We start from the raw sequence: 21,905 nt of genomic DNA, 5'->3' as shown, positions 1-21,905 counted from the left end.
TCGTCATGCATCGTGCCGCGCCGAAAGCCGATATCGACGAGTCAGCCCTGACGGTCTCCGCCCCGAAGACCGAGGCCGCGGGCGTCAAGGCGGTCACCGTGGCCCTGGAGCGGGCGGTGGAGGAGATGGGCGTGGTGCGGACCGCGCGCACGCTGGCCCGGGTCAATCAGCGGCACGGTTTCGACTGCCCGGGCTGCGCCTGGCCGGAACCGACCGGTATGCGCAGGCCCGCCGAGTTCTGTGAGAACGGCGCGAAGGCCGTCGCCGAGGAAGCCACGCTGCGCACGGTCACGCCGGAGTTCTTCGCCGCGCACTCCCTCGACGAGCTGTCCGAGAAGTCCGGATACTGGCTCGGCCAGCAGGGCCGCATCACCCATCCGATGGTGCTGCGCCCCGGCGCGGCCCACTACTCCCCCATCGACTGGGCCGAGGCCTACCGCCTCATCGCCGACACCTTGCGCGGGCTGAGCACCCCCGACGAGGCCGTCTTCTACACCTCCGGCCGCACCGCCAACGAGACGGCGTTCCTCTACCAGCTGCTGGTCCGCTCCTTCGGCACCAATAATCTGCCGGACTGCTCGAATATGTGCCACGAGTCCTCCGGCACCGCGCTGACCAGCTCCATCGGCATCGGCAAGGGTTCGGTGACGATCGACGATTTCAAGAAGGCGGATCTGATCATCGTGGCCGGGCAGAACCCGGGCACCAATCATCCGCGCATGCTGTCCGCACTCGGCGAGGCGAAGGCGCACGGCGCCACGGTGGTCGCGGTGAATCCCCTGCCGGAGACCGGGCTCATCGGGTTCAAGGACCCGCAGACGGTGAAGGGTCTCACCGGCGGCATCACCATTGCCGACGACTTCCTGCAGATCCGCCTCGGCGGCGATATGGCGCTGTTCCAGGGCCTGGCCAAGCTGCTGTTCGAGGCCGAGGACCGCAAGCCCGGCACGGTCGTCGACCGCGTCTTCGTCGACACGCACACCGCCGGCTTCGACGAGTACGAAAAGCACATGCGCGCAGTCGATCTCGGCGTGGTCGAGGAGGCGACCGGCCTGACCCGCGAGGATCTGGACCGCACCGCCCGCCTGCTCGCCGAATCGAACAACATCATCATCTGCTGGGCCATGGGGCTCACCCAGCAGCTGCACGGCGTGGCCACCATCGAGGAAGCCACCAATCTGCTGCTCCTGCGCGGCATGATCGGCAAGCCCGGCGCGGGTGTGTGCCCGGTGCGCGGCCATTCCAATGTGCAGGGCGATCGCACCATGGGCATCTGGGAGAAGATGCCGGAGACCTTCCTGGCGGCGCTGGACGACGAATTCGGCATCAAGAGTCCCCGCGAACACGGCTGGGACACCGTGCATGCCATTCGCGCCATGCGCGACGGCCGCGCCAAGGTCTTCTTCGGCATGGGCGGCAATTTCGCCTCCGCCACCCCCGATACCGAGGTGACCGAGGCGGCGCTGCGCAGCTGCGAGCTCACCGTGCACGTCTCCACCAAGCTCAATCGCAGCCATGTGGTGCACGGCCGGACCGCGCTCATCCTGCCGACCCTCGGCCGCACCGATGAGGACGTGCAGGACGGTGTGCGCCAACAGGTTTCGGTCGAGGACTCGATGTCCATGGTGCATCTGTCCACCGGGCGGCTGAAGCCGGTGAGCGAGCACCTGCGCAGCGAGGTCGCCATCGTGTGCGAGCTGGCGGCGGAACTCTTCGGTCCGGGACATGCGGTGCCCTGGGCGGATTTCCGGCGCGATTACGACAAGATCCGCGATGCCATCGCCAATGTCGTGCCCGGGTGTGCGGGATACAACGACAAGGTGCGCGGCCGCAATGGCTTCGAGCTCCCGCACCCTCCTCGCGACGCCCGCGAATTCCGTACCGCCAGTGGGAAAGCCAATTTCGCGGTCAACGAGCTGCATTGGCTGCCGGTCCCCGAGGGGCGGCTCATTCTGCAGACGCTGCGCAGCCACGATCAGTACAACACGACCATCTACGGTCTCGACGATCGCTATCGCGGGATTCACAACGGCCGGCGGGTGGTGCTGGTCCATCCGGAGGACATCGCGGCTCTCGGTTTGGTGGAAGACGAACTGGTGGACCTGATCTCGGAGTGGACCGACGGGGTCGAGCGCCGGGTGACGGGCTTCCGCGTGGTCGGCTACTCCACGCCGCGCGGCAATGCGGCGGCCTACTATCCGGAGACCAACCCCTTGGTGCCGCTGGATCACGTTGCGCTGCGGTCGAATACGCCGGTGTCCAAGGCGGTCACCATTCGCATGGAACGGCACGTCCACACCGCATGAGCAGAGTCACCGCCCGCCGACCCACGCTGCGCATCTCCCCCACGGGAACGGTGCGGCGGCCCGATACCCTGGCCGTCGAGGAACCCCTGGAGATCCGCACGCGCGGGGAATCCCTCGCCGTCACCATGCGCACGCCCGGGGCGGACATCGATCTGGTCCACGGCTTCCTCTTCAGCGAGGGCATCATCACCTCCGCCGAGGACATCGTGACCGCACGGTATTGCGCCGGTACCGACGAGAACGGCCAGAACACCTATAACGTGCTCGACGTTCAGCTCCGCAACCCGGTTCCGGTCACCCCGCGCAACTTTCTGACCAACAGCTCCTGCGGCTTGTGCGGCAAGACCGCCCTCGACGAGGTCCGTACGCGCACTCGTTACCCGCTGCCGGAGGGTGTTCCGCTTCTGGAGGTCGATACGCTCGCCAAGCTTCCCGACGAACTCCGTTCCCGCCAGCAGGTTTTCGATGCCACGGGCGGGCTGCATGCGGCCGGGCTGTTCACTGTCGACGGTGCTGCGCTGGCCGTTCGGGAGGATGTCGGGCGGCACAATGCCGTGGACAAGGTCATCGGGTGGGCGCTGCGCGAGGGACGGCTGCCTGCGCATGATCTCGTGCTCATGGTCAGTGGGCGGGCGTCTTTCGAGCTGGTCCAGAAGGCGGTGATGGCGGGTGTACCGGTGCTCGGTGCGGTGTCTGCGCCGAGCTCGCTGGCGGTCGACCTGGCGGCTGATTCGGGGCTCACGCTGGTTGGGTTTCTTCGGGGCGCGAGTATGAATGTGTACAGCTCGGCTGAGCGGCTGGCGCTGTGATATGAGGGCATGCCTGCCGGGAAGTGGTGGCGGAGTATTGCGGTGCGGATAGCTGGGGGCTGTGTTTGATTTGTGGGGGACACCCCCACGCCCCCGGCGGGGACACCCCGCACCCCGCAGGGGCTCGCCCCCGCACCCCCACAAGGGGCTCCGCCCCCTTGACCCCCCTTTGGGGATGGTCCCGCCCAGTGACGTGGGGTGTTTCGGGGTGGGCGGGAGATTGCTACGCTGCGCGATTAGAACACGTTTCAATCTGTTGGGAGTTGTCGTGGCAGTGCAGCCTCGTGATGTGGTCGAACAGTACGTGAAGTTGGTGGCCACGGGGCCTACCGAGGAGATTGTGGCGTTGTATGCCGCCGACGCGGTGGTGGAGGATCCGATCGGGAGTGAGCGGCGGCACGGGCACGAGAAGATTCGGGAGCTGTATACGGCGCTGGAGAGTCTGGAGCGGTCCACCGAGCTGCATGCCGTGAAGGTGAACGGGAAGCATGCTGCCGTGTCGTTTACGCTGGTCACGGCGTTCAACGGGCAGCGGATGACGCTGTCGCCGATCGATGTGATGGAGTTCGACGAGGATGGCAAGATCGTGCTCATGCGGGCCTACTGGGGTCCCGAGGATCTGAAGATGGAGCAGATCTAGCGCGGGTGCTTGTTACCGCCCGTCGCGCGAATTACCGTGATCACACAGCGATTCGGCGATGGGCGGAGGGCCGATGCGGATCTCGTTTCGCGGCACCGGGGACGGCATCAATGTGCGCATGCGGCTGGAGGTGAATCGCCGCCGCTGGCTCGCCCTGCTCATCATGCTGGGCATCCTGGCCGCACAAGGCTTCGTCGTCGGCCTCTGGGCGGTGTTCGCACCGGAGTCCTTCTATGACGACTTCCCGGGCTTCGGCACCCGATGGGTGAGCCCCGACGGGCCGTACAACCACCATCTGGTCGGCGATGTCGGCGCGTTCTTCCTGGCCTTGGGCGCTATCGCGGCCTTCGCCCTGTACCACCGCGACAGCATGATCGGGCGAGCCGCCGGACTCGGCTGGCTGGTCTTCAGCGTCCCCCATTTCGTCTACCACGTGACCCACCGTCCCGACGCCATGAGCACCGCCAGCTACACGATCAGCCTCATCTCGATCCTGGCCCTCGGAGCTCTCGGCGCGGCCTGCCTGATAGTCGCACCCCGCGAACGCCATCCGGTCCCGGAACCCGCCCCGATGAACATCCGTTTCCCCCGCCGCCCGAACACCGAAACTTCTCGCCGCCGCGGCCCGTCGAACCGCTGAATTCTCAGCTGCCGCACCGTCGTAACAGGTGAGGCTTCCCGTCCGATTCCCGGATATCGGAGTAAAGGTTCAATGGCGAACCACGGGGGATCACCGTCGATCCCCAGCACTGGGCGCGATCGGCACCCCCGACCGTCACCATCTCCGCGACCACCCGAACCGGCCGTCGGGTCCGAAACCGACGTGACAGCACCTTGCCGGCATCCCATAATGTCGGCGCGTCGGTTTCCGAACGGACGCACCAGGTTCGAGGGGACGGTACGCCGATGGTGGTCGACGACGCATGGAACAGCGGGGCACCCGGTGCGAGGGGAGGGCGCGGTGATCTTCGCCCGCTGCGGAAACCGGCGGTCGCCTCGATCGCACTGCTCGGAGTGACGGTCGCATTCTCCCTGTTCACCGCGATCGCGAATGCGTTCGCGCTCGCGGATTTCGAGAGCTATCAGCCCACCTCGGCGGACCACAGCAAAGAGTGGCGCACGAACGACCGGCTGGTCGGTCTGTGGGCGCTGGCATTCATCGCGACGGGAATCGCCTTCCTCATCTGGTTGTGGCGCGCCCGCCGCAATGCGGAGACGCTGTGCGCGGCACGGCATCGGCGATCCATGGGATGGATACTGGGCGGCTGGTTCTGCCCGGTGGTCAATTTGTGGTTCCCGGCAATAATTCTCGCCGACGTCGTACGCGCCAGCGATCCGCGCACCCCGGCCGACGCGCCCACCCTACGCGGGCGACCCGGCGCCGGACTGGTCACCGCGTGGTGGGCGGCGCTGCTGGTGCACTGGGCGCTCGCCTGGCTCGGCCTGGCGCTCAGCATCCCGAAGTTCGAGGTGCACACGAGCGGCGACGACGTCGTGTTGACCCGTGCACCGCTGGGCGGCTGGTATCTGATCGTCACCGAGTTCGTCGCGACGGGCGTCCTCGCCGTGGCAGCGATCCTCCTGGCTCTGATCATCGTCCGAGTCGGCCGGTGGCAGCGGAATCGAAGTGGGGCAGTTGCCGATCCGGTCTCGCTCAGCACGCCGATCTCGCTCGGCAAGCCGGTGCTGCCGCCCGCGGCCGGCGCCGGAAAGCCGAGGACCGGTGGCGTCGCGGTCATGGTTGTCATCGCGGTGCTGGTGACGACCGGCATCGTCCTCGGTGTGATCGCCGCCTACGGTTTCCGCCGCGATTCCGGTGACGAGGCATCCTTGTCCGCGCCGACCTCGACATCCACATCGACTTCCTCGGTGATTGCGGCCACGACGACACCGGTACCGCTGGAATCCCGGCAGCGGATCGCCGACCTGTTTCCCGGGCTCGTTCCGGCCCCGGGCCTCGGGCCGGATGGACGCGGGTATCTGAACGCGACGTGCACATACTCCACGTACAACGGGATCGACCGGGTCGCCTGCTCTCCCCAGGACGGCGGCTTCGACAGGCTGACCTACGGCGTGAACTGCGATGCGAACGGCGCGCTCTATCGCGAACCGCCCTACAGCCAGGAACTCGACGATCGTTTCTTTCGGACCGAACCGTGGCAGCGAGCGTCCGAGTCCGGCTACTTCCGCGTGACGCTCCAGAGCGTCTCCGCTATGGAGCACCTCATAGCCCATTTCGACGAGATGCCCCGTGCCACGTGCAAGCTCTGGTTCCGCTGGTACCAGCACAAGGGCGAGGATGTCATCGCTCAGGTGTGGCCGGGCGTGCCGCTCTGACCAGCGCCTACGTATTCACCGGGCGCAATTTCCGCGAGCCCGTCACGTCCGGCGGGGCTGTCTCGTCCAAGGGGTAGCAGCACACTCCCGGATCGAAGGAGACCGCCATGGGCGTCACCCGTATTCCCGCCGTCACGCCGAAGCAGGCCGGACTGCTGACGCGAATGACGTACTGGTACAGCAAGCGCCGGTTCGGGGAGGTGCCGGAGCCGTTCGCCGTGCTGGCGAATCATCCGAAGCTCATGCGTGCCGCCGGGGTGCACGAGACGCTCGTCGAGCGTGGGTCGACCAAGCTGGCGGTTCCCATCCGCGAGATCGCCGTGTACTACGTGGCCCGCACTGTCGGCTGCTCGTGGTGTGTGGACTTCGGTTCGATGCTCATGCGCTTGTCCGATCTGGATCTCGATCGGCTGCGGCATATCGACGACTATCAATCCTCGGACCACTACAGCGAGGACGAGCGCGCCGCGATCGCGTACGCCGAAGCCATGACCGCGACTCCGCCTACGGTCACCGACGAGCAGGTCACCGATCTGAAGAAGCGGTTCGGGACCGAAGGCGTCATGGAGTTGACCTATCACATCGCGCTGGAGAATTCGCGCGCTCGCAGTTATCACGCGCTCGGCATTACCGATCAGGGGTTCAGTCAGGACTCCTGCCGGGTGCCCTGGGCGGAATAGCGGAGGGCGACCGAATGCCAACGGCCCCGCGATATTTCGCGGGGCCGTTGGACCGTGCGCCCGGATGTCCGGGGGAAGGCGGCTCAGCTGAGGGCCTTGCGGGGCAGCAGCAGGGCGGGGACGATCGCCAGGGCCAGCACCAGCACGGCCCAGCCGTAGGTGCCGCGGAAGGCGTCCGCGAGGGGTTCGGCAATGGCCGCGCGCTCGACGGTCCGGGCCACCGAATCCAGTGTGGCGCCGGGGACTTCGCGCGCCATGGCGGTGGTCAGCAGGACCGAGATGGCGGCGATGCCCACGGAGCTGGCGACCTGCGAGATGATGCTGAGGGTGGTGTTGGCGGCGGGCATCTCATCCTTGGGCAGCGTCCGCGCCGCGGTGGTCATGGTCGGCATGATGGTCGCGCCGACGCCCACACCCATGACCGCACCGGCCAGGGAGACCGCCCAGTAGGGGCTGTCGGCATGGATCTGCGTGGTGATCAGGCCGAAACCGAAGGCCGCCAGTGAGATTCCGCCGAGCACGATCCGACCGGGCGGGATCCTGTCGATCAGCCGGCCCGCGACCTGCATGGTGATACCGGTGGCCAGCACCTGCGGAATGCCGAGCAGACCGGCCTCGGTGGCGGTGGTGTCGCGCACCAGCTGCCAGTACAGCGGGCCCAGCAGCATGGAGCCGAAGTACGCGCCGTTGAACAAGGTCAGGGTGGCGGCGGCCGAGCGGAATGCGCGGTGGCGGAACAGGTTCAGATCGAGCAGCGGATTCTGGATGCGCAGTGCGCGCAGCACGAAGGCGATCACCAGTGCCAGGCCCGCGAGCGTGGGCGCCAGGATGGACGGCCGGGTGAAGTCGGCGTGTTCACCGCCGGTGGCGACACCGTAGATGAGCAGGGCCAGGCCCGGGGACAGCATGAGCAGACCGGGCAGGTCCAGGCGGCGGCCGGGCTGCGGCTGCTCATCGGCCAGCACCCGCACCGCGCCGATCAGGGCGACCGCGGCGATCGGCAGATTGATGAAGAAGGCCCAGCGCCACCCGGCATTGTCGACCAGCCAGCCACCCAGAATGGGTCCGGCCAGCGGCCCGACGAGCACCGGGATGCCGAGCAGGGCGGTGGTGCGGCCCATGTGCTTCGGGTCGGCGGCGCGCATCACCATGCTCATGCCGACGGGCATCAGCAGTCCGCCGCCCAGGCCCTGCAGCACGCGGAAGGCGATGAGCGACGGGGCATTCCAGGCCAGTCCGGCCAGCAGCGAGCCCAGCGTGAACAGGATGATCGCGGTGAGGAAGGTCCGCTTGGCGCCGAATCGGCCCATGGCCCAGGCGGTGAGCGGGATGACGGTGGCCAGGGCCAGCAGGTAGGCGGTCGACACCCAGGCGATGGTGGACAGCGGCACGTGGAAACTGGCGGCCAGCTGGTTCAGGGCCACATTCACGACGGTGGTGTCGAGAACCGACATGATGCCGGCCGCGATCACCACGGCCGCAATGGCATTGACGGAGGGTGCGGGACGGCCGGTGGTCGTCACCTCCGGGGCCGGAGCGGAGATCGTTGTCATGCCGATGACGTTATGAACCGGCCGCCCGGTACCGCCTCTGTCGAATGACCTGGTTCGACCGGATCCGGCGGACCCGGTCATTGCCGCGGCCGAACCCGGTCATCCGACAGAGGCGACCGGAATACCCGTCTCCCTAGCGTTTCCGGCATACCGATACACCGCCCCGATGGGAGATCCCAATGTCCACCACCACCCCGCTGCGCCTGGCCGTCATTGTCGCCAGCACCCGCGACGGCCGCTTCGGCCCCACCGTCGCGAACTGGTTCACCGCCCGCGCCACCGAGCACGCCGGATTCCAGCTCGACGTCATCGACGTGGCCGATCATCCATTGCCCGCCGTGCTCAGCGCCCACCCGGACCCCGCCTTCCACCCCCTGCGCGAACGCCTGGGCGCCGCCGACGCGGTCGTCGTGGTCACCCCCGAGTACAACCACAGCTACCCGGCCTCGCTGAAGACGCTCATCGACTGGCATTACGAGGAATGGCGCCTCAAGCCCATCGGCTTCGTCTCCTACGGCGGTATGGCCGGCGGCCTGCGCGCGGTCGAGCACCTCCGCCAGGTCTTCGCCGAACTGCACGCCGTCACCGTCCGCGACACCGTCAGCTTCCATGTGGCGTGGGACCGCTTCGACAACGACGGCAATGCCCTCGACCCCGACAGCGCCATCGCCGCGAAAACCATGCTGGACCAGCTCCTGTGGTGGGCTTACACCCTGCGCAACGGCCGCGCCGCCCGCCCGTACACCCACTGACTCCCCCCGCCCCCGCCGAGCCGCCCGCCGACCTCATTAGAGTCGCTAACCGTGCTATTCGGTCGTGCCGACGAGACCGCCGTCGTCGAAGAGTTGCTGACCCGGTCCGCCGCCGGCCACGCCGCCACGCTGGTGCTCCGAGGCGAGGCGGGCATCGGCAAATCCGTCCTCCTCGACCACGCCGCCCGGCTGGCCGCCGCATCCGGCCACCGCCTCCTCCGAGTCAGCGGCACCGAGGCCGAACGCGACCTCGCCTTCGCCGGCCTGCACCTGCTCCTCGGCCGAGCCCGCACCGACCTCACCGCGCTCCCCGACGCCCAAGCCACCGCCCTGCGAGCCGCCCTCGACTCCGGAGAAGCCGAGCACCCCAACCGGTTCCTGGTAGGCGCAGCCACCCTGACTCTGCTGGCCCACCTATCCGATCGAACTCCCGTCCTCTGCCTGATCGACGATGCCCAATGGCTCGACCGCGCCACCCTGGACACCCTGCTCTTCGCAGCCCGCCGCCTGGACGCCGAACCGATCGCCCTGCTCTTCGCCGTCCGCGACGACCACCTACCGGAACTCCACGAACTCCCCGGCGCCACACTGCCTTTGGCCCGCTTGGCCGAAACAGCGGCAGCGACCCTGCTCAACGCGGCCCACGGCCCCCTCCCCGCCGCCACCGCGACCTGGCTACTACGCGAAGCGAACGGCAACCCCCTCGCCCTCCAGGTCCTCCCCACCCTCCGCCGCGCCGACCGCATGTACACCTCCCCCTTCAGCGCGAAAACCCCCACCCCGCACCGCATCCAACGCGCCTTCACCGACCGCATCCTCGCCCTCCCCGCCACCACCCAGGATTTCCTGCTCATCGCCGCCACCGACGACACCTCCGACCCCGCAGTCATCCTCTCCGCCGCAGCACACCTCACCGCACACACCGCGCGTCACACAGATCCGGACGCACCCGCGCACACGAATACGCATCACACAAATCGGGCAGCCACCCACCTCAGCGACCGCCACGCAGTAGCCGAAACCGCTCCTCGAACCGCTGCGGATGGCCCCGGCCATCTCGATGTGAACCACCCGGATCCAGAGGTCGGCTCTACGCTCCGGATAGACGCCGAGAACGCCACACATGTGAAGGCCGACCAGCCGGGCACCGAAATCGCCACACCTGTTGAGGCCGGCCGGGTGGGGACCGAAATCGTCGGCGTGGAGGTAGGGGGCGCGGCACAGCGTGAGGCGGCTCGGGCGGACTTGGCGCGGGCCGAACAGGCCGGGTTGATTCGGGTGGAGGATGGGCGGATCGTGTTCAGCCATCCGCTCGTTCGGGCCGCTGCCTATGACGGGGCGACGGCTGCTCGGCGGCGGGAGGCGCATCGGGTGCTGGCCGGGATGCTCGATGCGGTCGCGCATGCCGATCGGCGGGCATGGCATCTCGCTGCTGCGGCGGAGGCGCCGGATGAGGCGGTGGCCGCGGCGCTGGACGAGGCCGCGCGGCGGGCGCTGGGGCGGGGCGGGCTGGTCGAGGTGACCGCGGCCTATCGGCGGGCGGCCGATCTCAGCCCGGATCCGGTGGCGCGGGGACGGCGGCTGTACGCTGCCGCGCGGGCAGCGGCCGAGGGCGGGGATCTGGATGCCGCAACGGAATTCGTGGAGCGGGCGCTGCCGCTGACCACGACGCCGGTGGCGCTGGCGGGGCTGTCGGAGTTGCAGGCCGAGATCGCGCTGGCGCAGGACCGGCCGCAGGCGGCGCAGCAATCGCTCGGCACCGCCGCTGCTTTCGTGGCCGCACAGGATCCGGAGTTGGCGGGCAGTCTGTTGTTCCGGGCGGCCGAGGCGGCCTGGAGTGCGGGGGATCTGGCGGCCGTGGCGCATACCGCGGCCCGGGCCGAGAGTTCGGGGCTGCCCGGGGCCGATCGGGTGCGGGCGCTGGCGGACCTCATGGGCGGGCTCAATCCGGGGGCGGACGTGGATGCCGGGCAATCGATTACGGCGCTGCGATTTCTCATGTCCGGCATCGCGGACGATCAGCTGCGGGAGCGGGCGACGGCCGCGCATTGGCATCTGCTCATTGCGGATATCCCGGCCGCCCGGGATCTTTCGGCCGCGCTCGCCGATGACTGCCGGCGGCGCGGGGCGGTGGGTGTGCTCACCCGGGCGCTCCAGTTGCAGGCGCGCACCGAACTCGTGCTCGGCCGGCTCACCGCCGCGAGCGCCGCCGCCACCGAGGGGTTGGGGCTGGCCGCCGAGAGCGGGCACCGGGCCAGTCTCATCTACCAATCCACCACTCTCGCATTGCTTGCCGCGATCCGCGGCGACGAACGGCAGTGCGCGGAATTCACGGCCGAACCCCTGGAACGCTATATCGCCCCGGCCAATGTGCACGCCATCGCGGCGCTGAGCCTGCTCGATCTCGGCATCGGCAGACCCGACGCCGCTGTGGACCGGCTGCTGACCGTCCTGTCCGGAGCCAATCGGCACGGTGCGATCGCGAGCATTCCGGATCTGGTCGAGGCCGCGCATCGCACCGATCGTCTCGCGGAGACGCGTGCCGTCTTCGACTGGTATCGGATCTGGACCGATCATGTCGGCCAGCCGTGGGCGCAGGCCATCGCGCAGCGCTGCCTGGCACTGCTGGCCGACAACGATACTGCCGAAACGCATTTCACCGCCGCCCTGCGACTACACCACGCCCAGTCCGAGTTCGCCTTCGACCGCGCCCGCACCGAACTCCTCTACGGCGAATGGCTGCGCCGTCATCAGCGGCGCGCCGAGGCCCGCACCCATCTGCGCGCCGCGGCGGAAACCCTGCGCCGCCTGGGTGCGCTCCCATGGGCCGAACGCGCCGAGGGCGAGCTGCGCGCCACCGGCGAGACCCGCGCCACCGCGCCCACGGTCGATGTCCTCGGCCGCCTCACCCCGCAGGAACTGCAAACCGCCCAGCTGGCCGCAACCGGCTTGTCCAACAAGGACATCGGCGCGCAGCTGTTCCTGAGCCCGCGCACTGTCGGCTATCACCTGTCCAATGCGTATCCGAAGCTCGGCATCACCTCCCGCCGTGAACTCGCGGCGATCTTCCGGGACTTCTGATGTGAAACGAGAACGGCCCCGCGATTTCTCGCGGGGCCGTTCTCGTAAAGGCTGGTGGTTACGCCGACTTCTCGCGGCGCTCCGGGCCGGACTGACGCTTGCGCGGCACGATGGTCGGGAGCACGTTGTTATTGACCGTGTCCTCGGTGACGACGACCTTGGCCACGTCATCGCGGCTGGGGATGTCGTACATGACCGGGAGGAGCACCTCCTCCATGATGGCGCGCAGGCCGCGGGCTCCGGTGCCGCGCAGGATGGCCTGGTCGGCAACGGCTTCCAGGGCGTCCTGGGTGAACTCCAGGTCCACGCCGTCCATTTCGAACAGGCGCACGTACTGCTTGACGAGGGCGTTCTTCGGCTCGGCCAGAATGCGGACCAGGGACTCCTTGTCCAGGTTGGTGACCGAGGCGACGATGGGCAGGCGGCCGATGAACTCGGGGATCAGGCCGAACTTGATCAGATCCTCGGGCATGACGTCGGCGAAATGGTCGGCGGTGTCGATCTCCACCTTGGAGCGCACCTCCGCGCCGAAACCGATGCCGCGCTTGCCGACTCGATCCTGCACGATCTTCTCCAGGCCGGCGAAGGCGCCCGCCACGATGAAGAGCACGTTGGTGGTGTCGATCTGAATGAATTCCTGGTGCGGATGCTTGCGGCCGCCCTGCGGCGGCACCGAGGCCTGGGTGCCTTCCAGGATCTTCAGCAGCGCCTGCTGCACGCCCTCACCGGAGACGTCCCTGGTGATGGACGGGTTCTCCGACTTGCGGGCGATCTTGTCGACCTCATCGATGTAGATGATGCCGGTCTCGGCGCGCTTGACGTCGTAATCGGCGGCCTGGATCAGCTTCAGCAGGATGTTCTCGACATCCTCGCCGACATAGCCGGCCTCGGTCAGGGCGGTGGCGTCGGCGATGGCGAACGGGACGTTGAGCATCTTGGCCAGCGTCTGCGCCAGATAGGTCTTACCGCATCCGGTGGGGCCGAGCATGAGGATGTTGGACTTCATCAACTCGACGGCTTCGCCACGGGAATCGCGGCCCTTGTCGCCCGCCTGAATTCGCTTGTAGTGGTTGTACACAGCCACGGCGAGCGTGCGTTTCGCGGCGTCCTGCCCGATCACGTACTGCTCGAGGAAATCGCGGATTTCCGCGGGCTTGGGCAACTCGTCGAGTTTGACCTCGCTCGATTCGGCGAGTTCCTCCTCGATGATCTCGTTGCACAGATCGATGCACTCGTCGCAGATGTACACCCCCGGTCCCGCAATGAGCTTCTTGACCTGCTTCTGGCTCTTTCCGCAGAACGAGCACTTGAGCAGATCGCCGCCATCACCGATGCGCGCCATCTCCTGGGTCCCTACTTCCTTGTCCGCGTGCAACCGTCTGTCCCCGGTTGTCGGCGAAGTGCCTTCTTCGAGCGTAAGCCGTGACCCCCTGAAGCGGATCCGGCGATGCGGCGGGCAGAGCCGACAACCACGAGCAAAGGTCCCTAGAGTGACCGTACCCGCTTCCCGCGACCGAGGTCGACAACTTGGGCACGTTTCTCACCGGACATGTGCGTGGACTCACCCCTGCCCGGGTGGCGAGGACGCACCCGCCCCGCCACCCGTAGCCCTCACTTCTGGGCGCTGAGCTTGCGGTACTCGAACACCGTGTCGATGATCCCGTACTCCGCGGCCTCGGCGGCGGTGAGGATCTTGTCGCGATCGGTGTCCTTGCGGATCGTGTCCGCATCTTTACCGGTGTGGCGAGCCAGCGTGGTCTCCATGAGACGGCGCATGCGCTCGATCTCCGCGGCCTGGATTTCCAGATCGGAGACCTGCCCCTGGATGCCGCCCGAGGTGGACGGCTGGTGGATCAGCACCCGGGCGTTCGGCAGCGCGGCGCGCTTGCCGGGCGCACCGGCGGCCAGCAGCACGGCGGCGGCCGAGGCGGCCTGACCCAGGCAGACGGTCGCGACATCGGCGCGCACGTACTGCATGGTGTCGTAGATGGCCATCAGCGCGGTGAACGAGCCACCGGGCGAGTTGATGTACATGGTGATGTCGCGATCCGGATCAAGGGATTCCAGCACCAGCAGCTGCGCCATGATGTCGTTCGCGGAGGTGTCGTCCACCTGCGCGCCGAGGAAGATGATGCGCTCCTCGAACAGCTTGTTGTACGGGTTGGACTCCTTGACGCCGAAGCTCGAATGCTCGACGAAGGAGGGCAGGATGTAGCGCGATTGCGGCATCTGGGCGGCCGACCCGGCGGCGGCGAAGGTGATGCCCGCGGACCGCGGGTCGATCATGTTCGACATGTGCGTCTCCAAAAAGTCTCGTGGATGGGCGTGATCAGTTGGCGCCGTTGGCCTGGCGCGCGTGCGTGATCACGTGGTCGATGAACCCGTACTCGAGCGCTTCCGTCGGCGTGAACCAGCGGTCGCGGTCGGCGTCCTGGGTGACCTGCTCCACGGACTGACCGGTGTGCAGCGCCTGGAGTTCGTTCAGCTCACGCTTGGTGTAGGCGAACTGCTCGGCCTGGATGGCGATATCGGCCGCGGAGCCGCCGATGCCGGCGGACGGCTGATGCATCATGATCCGCGAGTGCGGCAGGGCGTAGCGCTTGCCCTTGGTGCCGGCGGCGAGCAGGAACTGGCCCATGGAGGCGGCCAGGCCCATGCCGTAGGTCGCGATATCGCACTCGGCGAACTGCATGGTGTCGTAGATGGCCATGCCCGCGGTCACCGAACCGCCCGGGGAGTTGATGTAGAGCGCGATGTCCTTGGTCGGATCCTCGGCCGTCAGCAGCAGGATCTGCGCGCACAGCTTGTTGGCGATGTCGTCGTCGACCTGGCTGCCCAGGAAGATGATCCGATTGCGCAACAGGCGCTCGTAGACCGAATCACCGAGGTTCAGACCAGCAGTCTCGGATGCCATGCGCACCCCTGCCTGATTGATTGTCACGGATACCTGCCCTCTCTCAACGGCTCGGTTAACAAGCCCCTACTGATTCGCTGACACAAACCCTAACGAAGCAGGGCGGCACCGAACTCCCGGTACCGCCCTGCTTCGCTCATAGCGCAAAACTTACTTGGCGTCGGCCTCAGCGGTGTCAGCGACCTCGGCGAGCTCCTCGGCGGAGACCTCTTCGGCCTCCGCGGCCGGGTTGCCGAACATTTCCGCGGTGTCCACCGCATTGCCGGCGGTGTCGGTGACGGCGGCCTGGACCACGACACCGGCGAGGGCCTTGCCGCGGCGGACGTCGGCGAAGACGGCGCCCAGCTGACCGGCCTGCTGGATCTGCTGGATGAACTGATCGGGCGACATGCCGTAGCGCTGCGCCTGGAAGATGATCCGCTCGTACAGCTCGTCCTGGCCGACCTGGGTGTTCTCCTGCTCGGCGACGGCGTCGAGCAGCAGCTGGGTCTTGACCGACTTCTCGGCCGACTCCTGGGTGTCCTTGTTGAACTCCTCCAGCGAGGAGCCCTGGGCCTCGAGGGCCTCGGCCAGCTTGGCCTCGTCGTGGTCGAAACCGTGGACGGCGTCGTGCTTGACGGCGTCGACCTCGGCCTGCACGACCTTCTCCGGCAGCGGGATCTCGACGGTCTCGAGCAGCGCCTCGAGCACCTTGTCGCGGATCTGACCGGCCTGCTCGACCTTCTTGACGCGCTCGACGCGCGACTTCAGGTCGGTCTTCAGCTCGTCGATGGTGTCGAATTCGCTTGCCAGCTGGGCGAACTCGTCATCGGCCTCGGGCAGCTCGCGCTCCTTGACCGACTGCACGGTCACGGTGATGACGGCTTCCTTGCCCGCGTGCTCGCCGGCGACCAGGGTGGAGGTGAAGTCCTTGGACTCCTCCGCCTTCAGGCCGATCAGGGTCTCGTCCAGGCCCTCGATGAGCTGGCCGGAGCCGACCTCGTGCGACAGGCCGGTGGTGGAGGCCTCTTCGACCTCGACGCCGTCGACGGTGGCCGACAGGTCGATGGAGACGAAGTCGCCGTTCTCGATGGCGCGCTCGACCGAGGTCAGGGTGCCGAAGCGCTGACGCAGCGAGGTCAGCTGCTCCTCGATGTCGGCATCGGTGATCTCGATCGGGTCGACGGTGACCTTGATGTCGCCGAAGGCGGGCAGGGTCACGTCGGGGCGGATGTCGACCTCGGCGGTGAAGGCCAGCTCCTGGCCGTCCTCGATCTTGGTGATCTCGATCTCCGGCTGGCCGAGGACCTTCACCTCGGTGGCGATGACGGCCTCGCTGTAGCGCTTGGGCAGCACGTCGTTGACGACCTGCTCCAGCACGGCGCCGCGACCCAGGCGGGCCTCGAGGAGCTTGGCCGGGGCCTTGCCCGGGCGGAAGCCCGGAATGCGGACCTGCTGCGCCAGGGCCTTGTAGGCCTTGTCGAAGTCCGGCTTCAGCTCCTCGAAGGGCACCTCGACGTTAATCCGGACCCGGGTCGGGCTCAGCTGCTCGACGGTGCTCTTCACGGACATGCTCCTTGTTCGTAGTTCATGGTTGACGGCTAGTTCCCCCCTAACGCATCCCGACCAGGTTAGTTGACGGGTCGCGGACACCGGTAACCGGTCAGGGCCCAGGGCAGCGCGGCGGCTGACGCACTGCTCAGCCGCCCTGGTACAGCGCTTATGGATCCGGCGGGAGGGTCCGGGTTTCCAGCTAACCGACCTTGACGGCGTCGGTGACGAAGACCAGCGTCTCGTTCGGCTTGATGCCATTGCCGCCCGCGCCGTAGCCGAGATCCGGCGGCACGATCAGCAGCCGGCGCGTGCCCTGCTGCACGCCGATCAGGCCCTGATCCCAGCCCTGGATGACCTGGCCCGCGCCGAGCGCGAGGGGGAAGGGCTTGCCGCGGTCGAAGGAGCTGTCCAGCTTCTTCTTGTCCGACCAGGTGACCAGGCTGTAGTTCATGGTCAGCTGCTGGCCGGCCACCGCGCCCGGGCCGGAGCCCGCGACCAGGTCCTTGACGATGAGCTGCTCGGGCGGATCGCAGTCGTCCGGAATGGTGATCTTCGGGTTCTCGCCGAAGCCGCCGTCGACCTTGATGTCCTCGGCGGTGCACTCGCGGCCCTTGCTCTGGGCGGCGGCCGAGGTGGTGGCCTTGGCCGAGGTGGTGGCGTCCGACGCCGAGTCGTCACCGCCGCCGCAGCCCGCCAGTACCAGCGCCGCCGCCGCGATCGTGCCGATTGTGCCTGCCAAGCGCATTCCCGCTCCTCACCGAGTCCCGGACTGCCGCAGGGTGCGGCACCGCGCCGAACCTACACGTGTCGGGGTGCGAGGTTGGGAATTGGGTTGCGGTGCTGGGCCGATGCGATGAATCTGAGCTGATGCTGTTGACGATCACCTGCACCCGTCCGCAGGGGGCCGCGTGGGTGGCCTCCGATCTGGGGTTTCTGCTGCACAAGAACCCCGCGCGGATACAGGGATTCGAGCAGTCCTACGGCACCGCGCGGGTGCTGTATCCCGAGGCCGGGGACGAGCGGTGCACGGCGGCGCTGCTGCTGGACATCGACCCGGTCCGCCTGGTGCGCGGAAAGTCCAAGAGCGCACCGGAATTCAGCCTCGGCCAGTACGTGAACGACCGCCCCTACGCGGCGTCGTCGCTGCTGTCGGTGGCCATCTCCACCGTCTTCGGCACCGCCCTGCACGGCCGCTGCAAGGCCCGTCCGGAGCTCGCGGAAACCGCGCTGCCGCTGCACCTCGCGCTGCCCGCGGTGCCCTGCAAAGGCGGCCCCGACCAAGTGGTGAAGATCTTCGAACCACTCGGCTGGACGGTCACCGCCACTCCCCTGCCCTTGGATCCGGCCTTCCCGGACTGGGGTGAATCCCATTACGTCCGACTGGAACTCACCGGCGTACAGCGCCTGTCCGAGGCCCTCTCCCACCTCTACGTCCTGCTCCCCGTCCTCGACGGCAGTAAGCACTACTTCCTCGACTCCGCCGAGATCGACAAGCTGCTCCGCTTCGGCGAAGGCTGGCTCGTCGGCCACCCGGAGCGCGCCTGGATCGCCCGCCGCTACCTGGCCCGCCGCCATTCACTGGTGCAGGCCGCGCTGACACGGCTGGCGGAACTCGATGACGCCGAGCCGGAAGAACTGGGGATCATAGAGACCCTGCCGGAGGACATCGACGACACGCCCGAAGCGCTCGGCGACGCACCGGATGGACCGCCCGCGACGGCCGAACGGCTCACCGCAACTTCCAAGGCAGGGGCCTCGGTCGCTCCGCCCAGCGCCCCTGATACCTCCGGAAACGAGTCGCCTGCTGTGGCGTGCGGCGCTGGAGCCGCGGGAGCGGCGAGTCCCGTCGAGACCGGGTTCGTGGCCGATCGGGCTGGTGTGCGCATGCCTTCGCTGGCTGTGCTGCGGCGGGCGGCTGTCGTGCAGGCGCTGCGGGAGGTCGGGGCGAGCCGGGTGCTCGATCTCGGGTGTGGTGAGGGGGCCTTGCTGCGGGAGTTGGTGGCGGAGCGGAGTTTTGCCGAGATCGTGGGGGTCGATGTGTCGATGCGGTCGCTGCATATCGCCAAGCGGCGGCTGCGGCGGTTGCCGGAGTGGCAGGCGCGGCGGGTGACCGTGCGGCAGGGGGCGCTGACGTATACCGATGCGTCGCTGCGGGGGTATGACGCGGCGGTGCTCATGGAGGTGATCGAGCATGTGGACGAGCCTCGGCTGCAGGCGCTCGGGCATGCGGTGTTCGGGGCGGCCGCGCCGGGGGCGGTGATCGTGACGACGCCGAACGGGGAGTACAACTCGCTCTACGAGGGCATGGCGGCCGGGGCGTTCCGGCATGCGGATCACCGGTTCGAGTGGAGCCGTGCGGAATTCGCGCGATGGGCGGAAGGGGTCTGCGAGCAGTACGGGTACGCGGTGCGCATCGAGCCGGTCGGGCCGGTGCATGCCGAGCTCGGGGCGTCCACGCAGATGGCCGTGTTCACCAAATCGGTGAGCGGCGCGGAGAAGGGGGTGGCGTGATGGCCGAATTGCTGGTTCCGGAATTGTCGCTGGTGGTGCTGGTCGGCAGTACCGGGTCGGGGAAGTCCACGTTCGCGCGCAAGCATTTCCGGTCGACGGCCATTGTGTCCTCGGATGCCTGCCGGGGGATCGTGAGCGATGACGAGAACGATCAGGCCGCGACTCCGGAGGCGTTCGCGCTGCTGCATCACATTGCGGGAGTGCGGTTGCGGCGTGGGCTGCGCACGGTCGTGGACGCCACCAATGTGCAGCCGAAGGCGCGGCAGGCGCTGATCGAGCTGGCTCGCGATCATGACGTGCTGCCGGTGGCGATCGTGCTGGATGTGCCGGACCAGGTGTGCGTCCAGCGCAATGCGAATCGGCCCGATCGCGCGGATCTCGGCCCGCACGTGATCCCACGGCAGCAACGGGAGCTGCGGCGCAGCCTGAAATACCTGGAGCGCGAGGGCTTCCGGAAGGTGCACGTGCTGCGCGGGGTCGAGGAGATCGACGCGGCGACCATCGTGAACGAGCGGCTCTGGAACGACAAGCGCGAGCTCACCGGGCCCTTCGATGTGATCGGCGATGTGCACGGCTGCCGGTCCGAGCTGGAGACCCTGCTGGGCGAGCTCGGGTACGAGCTGGCCCGCGACGGTTCCGGGCGGCCGGTGGACGCGCGGCATCCGGAGGGCCGGACCGCCGTATTCGTCGGCGATCTGGTGGACCGCGGTCCCGACACCCCGGGTGTGCTGCGCCTGGTCATGGGCATGGTGGCGTCCGGAAACGCCCTGTGCGTCACCGGGAATCACGAGTTCAAGCTGGTGCGCGCCCTGGACGGCCGCAAGGTGAAGGTCGCGCACGGCCTGGCCGAATCCCTCGCCCAGTTGGAGGCCGAGGACGGCGACTTCCGCAAGGCGGCGCACGAGTTCATGCGCGGCCTGGTCAGTCACTACGTGCTCGACGGCGGCAAGCTCGTGGTCGCGCACGCGGGGCTGAAGGAGGAGTACCACGGCCGCGCCTCGGGCCGGGTGCGGTCCTTCGCCATGTACGGCGAAACCACCGGGGAGACCGACGAATACGGGCTGCCGGTCCGCTATCCCTGGGCCGACGACTACCGTGGCCGCGCCCTGGTGCTCTACGGGCACACGCCCATGGCCGAGCTGGCGTGGGTGAACAACACGCTGTGCCTGGACACGGGTGTGGTGTTCGGCGGCAAGCTCACCGCCCTGCGCTATCCGGAGAAGGAACCGGTTTCCGTTCCGGCCGAACAGGTCTGGTACGAACCGGCCCGCCCGCTGCAGTCGCCCACCCCGCAGCGTGATCCGGGCGTGCTGGATCTCGACGATGTCATCGGCCGGCGCGTGGTGGAGACTCGCCACCTGGGTCGCGTGGGCGTCCAAGAGGATTCGGCCGCCGCCGCGCTCGAGGTGATGAGCCGCTTCGCCACCGACCCGCGCTGGCTGGTCTACCTGCCGCCCACCATGTCGCCGTGCGCCACCTCGGCCTTGGACGGCTACCTCGAGCATCCGGCGCAAGCCTTCGAGTACTACCGCGCCGAGGGCGTGCGGACCGTGGTGTGCGAGGAGAAGCACATGGGCTCGCGCGCGGTCGTGGCCGTGGCCCGCTCGGCCGAGGCCGCTCGCAGCCGCTTCGGCATCGAGCACGGCAGCACCGGCGCCGTCTACACCCGCACCGGCCGCCCCTTCTTCGACGACGCCGCGCAGACCGAGACCCTGCTGTCCCGTGTCCGCGCCGCCGCCGAGCAGGCCGGTCTGTTCGAGGAACTCGGCACCGACTGGCTACTGCTCGACACCGAACTCATGCCCTGGTCGGCCAAGGCCATGGGCCTGCTCCGCACCCAGTACGCCGCCGTCGGCGCGGCCGCCCGAGCCTCCCTCGACGCCGCCGCCGGGGTCCTGGCCGCCGCGGCCGATCGCGGACTGGACGTGGCAGACCTCGCCGAGCACACCGCGGCCCGCCGCACCGACGCCGCGGCCTTCACCACCGCCTACGGCCGCTACTGCTGGCCCACCGAGGGCCTCGACGGCATCCGCCTGGCCCCGTTCCAGATCCTGGCCGCCCAGGGCGCGAACTACGCTGTCCGCGAACACAACTGGCACCTGGAACGCATCGACCGCCTGGTCACCGCCGACCCGGACCTGTTCACCCCCACCGGCCGCCTGCTGGTCGATCTGACCGATCCCGACAGCGAAGCCGCGGCCACCGCCTGGTGGACCGAACTGACCTCCGCCGGCGGCGAAGGCATGGTCGTCAAACCGCTCGCCTCCCTGGTCGCGGGCACCGCCACCCGCAGCGGCCGGCCGGTCCAGCCCGGCGTGAAATGCCGTGGCCCGGAATACCTCCGGATCATCTACGGCCCGGAATACCTACGCCCGGCCAACCTGCACCGCCTCCGCCAGCGCGGTCTGGGCGCCAAACGCTCCCTGGCCCTCCGCGAATACGCCCTCGGCCTGGAAGCCCTGGACCGCTTCGTCGACAACGAGCCCCTCTGGCGCGTCCACGAAGCCGTATTCGCCGTCCTGGCCCTGGAAACCGAACCGGTCGACCCACGCCTCTGAGGCAGTCCCGCACGCCGCCCCCGAACCCGCCGCCCATCACCCACAGACAGGCGCCTGTCACCTGTGACCCGTAGACCCGCCACCCGTCATTCCGGCGCGCTCTTGGCCGGAATCCACCCCGCCCGTCGGCACGCCGCGGGTGTGGATCCCGGCCGAAAGCGCGCCGGGATGATGATGCCGATTTCCGGGCCGACGACCTAGCCGACTCGTGGACCGACAACCCGGCCGATT

Annotated in this window: 16 protein-coding genes; 10 read left to right on the top strand and 6 right to left on the bottom strand. The window is 68.3% G+C overall.

Annotation, left to right across the window (positions count from 1 at the left end):
- Positions 1–5: 5 nt before the first annotated feature.
- The 6 genes from ACFVIV_RS20190 (at position 6) to ACFVIV_RS20165 (ending at position 6,772) form a co-directional block, all read left to right on the top strand.
- Complete coding sequence (locus ACFVIV_RS20190) at positions 6–2,306, top strand: FdhF/YdeP family oxidoreductase (RefSeq protein WP_379198529.1); 2,301 nt, start codon at positions 6–8, stop codon at positions 2,304–2,306.
- Positions 2,303–3,115, top strand: coding sequence for a formate dehydrogenase accessory sulfurtransferase FdhD (fdhD, locus tag ACFVIV_RS20185; protein WP_379198392.1), 813 nt, complete (start codon positions 2,303–2,305; stop codon positions 3,113–3,115). The genes ACFVIV_RS20190 and fdhD overlap by 4 nt, the downstream gene beginning before the upstream one ends.
- 268 nt (positions 3,116–3,383) lie before the next feature.
- The gene (locus ACFVIV_RS20180; protein WP_379198390.1) at positions 3,384–3,755 is read left to right on the top strand and encodes a nuclear transport factor 2 family protein; all 372 of its coding nucleotides are present in this window, start codon (positions 3,384–3,386) and stop codon (positions 3,753–3,755) included.
- Positions 3,756–3,828: 73 nt separating this feature from the next.
- Positions 3,829–4,395 (top strand): hypothetical protein, encoded by a 567-nt coding sequence (locus tag ACFVIV_RS20175; protein ID WP_379198388.1) that lies wholly within the window; start codon positions 3,829–3,831, stop codon positions 4,393–4,395.
- Positions 4,396–4,769: 374 nt separating this feature from the next.
- Complete coding sequence (locus ACFVIV_RS20170; RefSeq protein ID WP_379198386.1) at positions 4,770–6,092, top strand: DUF4328 domain-containing protein; 1,323 nt, start codon at positions 4,770–4,772, stop codon at positions 6,090–6,092.
- Positions 6,093–6,199: 107 nt separating this feature from the next.
- On the top strand, positions 6,200–6,772 hold the full coding sequence (locus ACFVIV_RS20165) for a carboxymuconolactone decarboxylase family protein (RefSeq protein WP_379198384.1): 573 nt from the start codon (positions 6,200–6,202) through the stop codon (positions 6,770–6,772).
- Between the two features lie 83 nt (positions 6,773–6,855).
- Here the strand turns inward: ACFVIV_RS20165 and ACFVIV_RS20160 are convergent, their stop codons facing one another.
- Positions 6,856–8,325, bottom strand: coding sequence for a DHA2 family efflux MFS transporter permease subunit (locus ACFVIV_RS20160; protein WP_379198382.1), 1,470 nt, complete (start codon positions 8,323–8,325; stop codon positions 6,856–6,858).
- 179 nt (positions 8,326–8,504) lie between these two features.
- On the opposite strand from ACFVIV_RS20160, the gene ACFVIV_RS20155 reads away from it, so the two are divergent.
- A complete protein-coding gene (locus ACFVIV_RS20155; RefSeq protein ID WP_379198380.1) occupies positions 8,505–9,077 on the top strand; it encodes an NADPH-dependent FMN reductase in 573 nt (190 codons plus the stop codon).
- A 51-nt stretch (positions 9,078–9,128) separates the two neighbouring features.
- Positions 9,129–12,158, top strand: coding sequence for a LuxR C-terminal-related transcriptional regulator (locus ACFVIV_RS20150; protein WP_379198378.1), 3,030 nt, complete (start codon positions 9,129–9,131; stop codon positions 12,156–12,158).
- 58 nt (positions 12,159–12,216) lie between these two features.
- Here the strand turns inward: ACFVIV_RS20150 and clpX are convergent, their stop codons facing one another.
- The 5 genes from clpX to ACFVIV_RS20125 form a co-directional block, all read right to left on the bottom strand.
- Entirely contained in the window at positions 12,217–13,500 is a 1,284-nt protein-coding gene (gene clpX, locus ACFVIV_RS20145; RefSeq protein WP_067539833.1) for an ATP-dependent Clp protease ATP-binding subunit ClpX, read from the bottom strand.
- 269 nt (positions 13,501–13,769) lie between these two features.
- On the bottom strand, positions 13,770–14,444 hold the full coding sequence (locus ACFVIV_RS20140) for an ATP-dependent Clp protease proteolytic subunit (RefSeq protein WP_379198527.1): 675 nt from the start codon (positions 14,442–14,444) through the stop codon (positions 13,770–13,772).
- A gap of 43 nt (positions 14,445–14,487) precedes the next feature.
- A complete protein-coding gene (locus ACFVIV_RS20135; protein WP_067538893.1) occupies positions 14,488–15,072 on the bottom strand; it encodes an ATP-dependent Clp protease proteolytic subunit in 585 nt (194 codons plus the stop codon).
- Positions 15,073–15,222: 150 nt separating this feature from the next.
- Positions 15,223–16,617, bottom strand: a complete 1,395-nt coding sequence (gene tig, locus ACFVIV_RS20130) for a trigger factor (protein ID WP_379198375.1) — start codon at positions 16,615–16,617, stop codon at positions 15,223–15,225.
- Positions 16,618–16,804: 187 nt separating this feature from the next.
- The gene (locus ACFVIV_RS20125; RefSeq protein ID WP_379198373.1) at positions 16,805–17,344 is read right to left on the bottom strand and encodes an FKBP-type peptidyl-prolyl cis-trans isomerase; all 540 of its coding nucleotides are present in this window, start codon (positions 17,342–17,344) and stop codon (positions 16,805–16,807) included.
- 128 nt (positions 17,345–17,472) lie between these two features.
- Between ACFVIV_RS20125 and ACFVIV_RS20120 the strand changes: the two genes are divergently transcribed.
- Entirely contained in the window at positions 17,473–19,116 is a 1,644-nt protein-coding gene (locus ACFVIV_RS20120) for a 3' terminal RNA ribose 2'-O-methyltransferase Hen1 (RefSeq protein ID WP_379198371.1), read from the top strand.
- Positions 19,116–21,674 (top strand): polynucleotide kinase-phosphatase, encoded by a 2,559-nt coding sequence (locus ACFVIV_RS20115; protein WP_379198369.1) that lies wholly within the window; start codon positions 19,116–19,118, stop codon positions 21,672–21,674. Before ACFVIV_RS20120 ends, ACFVIV_RS20115 begins: the two co-directional genes overlap by 1 nt.
- Positions 21,675–21,905 lie beyond the last annotated feature (231 nt).

This window comes from Nocardia sp. NPDC127526 (assembly GCF_042672265.1).
In the GTDB taxonomy this organism is placed as follows: domain Bacteria; phylum Actinomycetota; class Actinomycetes; order Mycobacteriales; family Mycobacteriaceae; genus Nocardia.
This window is presented reverse-complemented; position numbering and strand designations above follow the sequence as displayed.

Coding starts and splice junctions, on each gene's coding strand:
- ACFVIV_RS20190 (WP_379198529.1), top strand. CDS start 6: ATGCATCGTGCCGCGCCGAAAGCCGATATCGACGAGTCAGCCCTGACG.
- fdhD (WP_379198392.1), top strand. CDS start 2,303: ATGAGCAGAGTCACCGCCCGCCGACCCACGCTGCGCATCTCCCCCACG.
- ACFVIV_RS20175 (WP_379198388.1), top strand. CDS start 3,829: ATGCGGATCTCGTTTCGCGGCACCGGGGACGGCATCAATGTGCGCATG.
- ACFVIV_RS20165 (WP_379198384.1), top strand. CDS start 6,200: ATGGGCGTCACCCGTATTCCCGCCGTCACGCCGAAGCAGGCCGGACTG.
- ACFVIV_RS20160 (WP_379198382.1), bottom strand. CDS start 8,325: ATGACAACGATCTCCGCTCCGGCCCCGGAGGTGACGACCACCGGCCGT.
- ACFVIV_RS20155 (WP_379198380.1), top strand. CDS start 8,505: ATGTCCACCACCACCCCGCTGCGCCTGGCCGTCATTGTCGCCAGCACC.
- clpX (WP_067539833.1), bottom strand. CDS start 13,500: ATGGCGCGCATCGGTGATGGCGGCGATCTGCTCAAGTGCTCGTTCTGC.
- ACFVIV_RS20140 (WP_379198527.1), bottom strand. CDS start 14,444: ATGATCGACCCGCGGTCCGCGGGCATCACCTTCGCCGCCGCCGGGTCG.
- ACFVIV_RS20135 (WP_067538893.1), bottom strand. CDS start 15,072: ATGGCATCCGAGACTGCTGGTCTGAACCTCGGTGATTCGGTCTACGAG.
- ACFVIV_RS20120 (WP_379198371.1), top strand. CDS start 17,473: ATGCTGTTGACGATCACCTGCACCCGTCCGCAGGGGGCCGCGTGGGTG.
- ACFVIV_RS20115 (WP_379198369.1), top strand. CDS start 19,116: ATGGCCGAATTGCTGGTTCCGGAATTGTCGCTGGTGGTGCTGGTCGGC.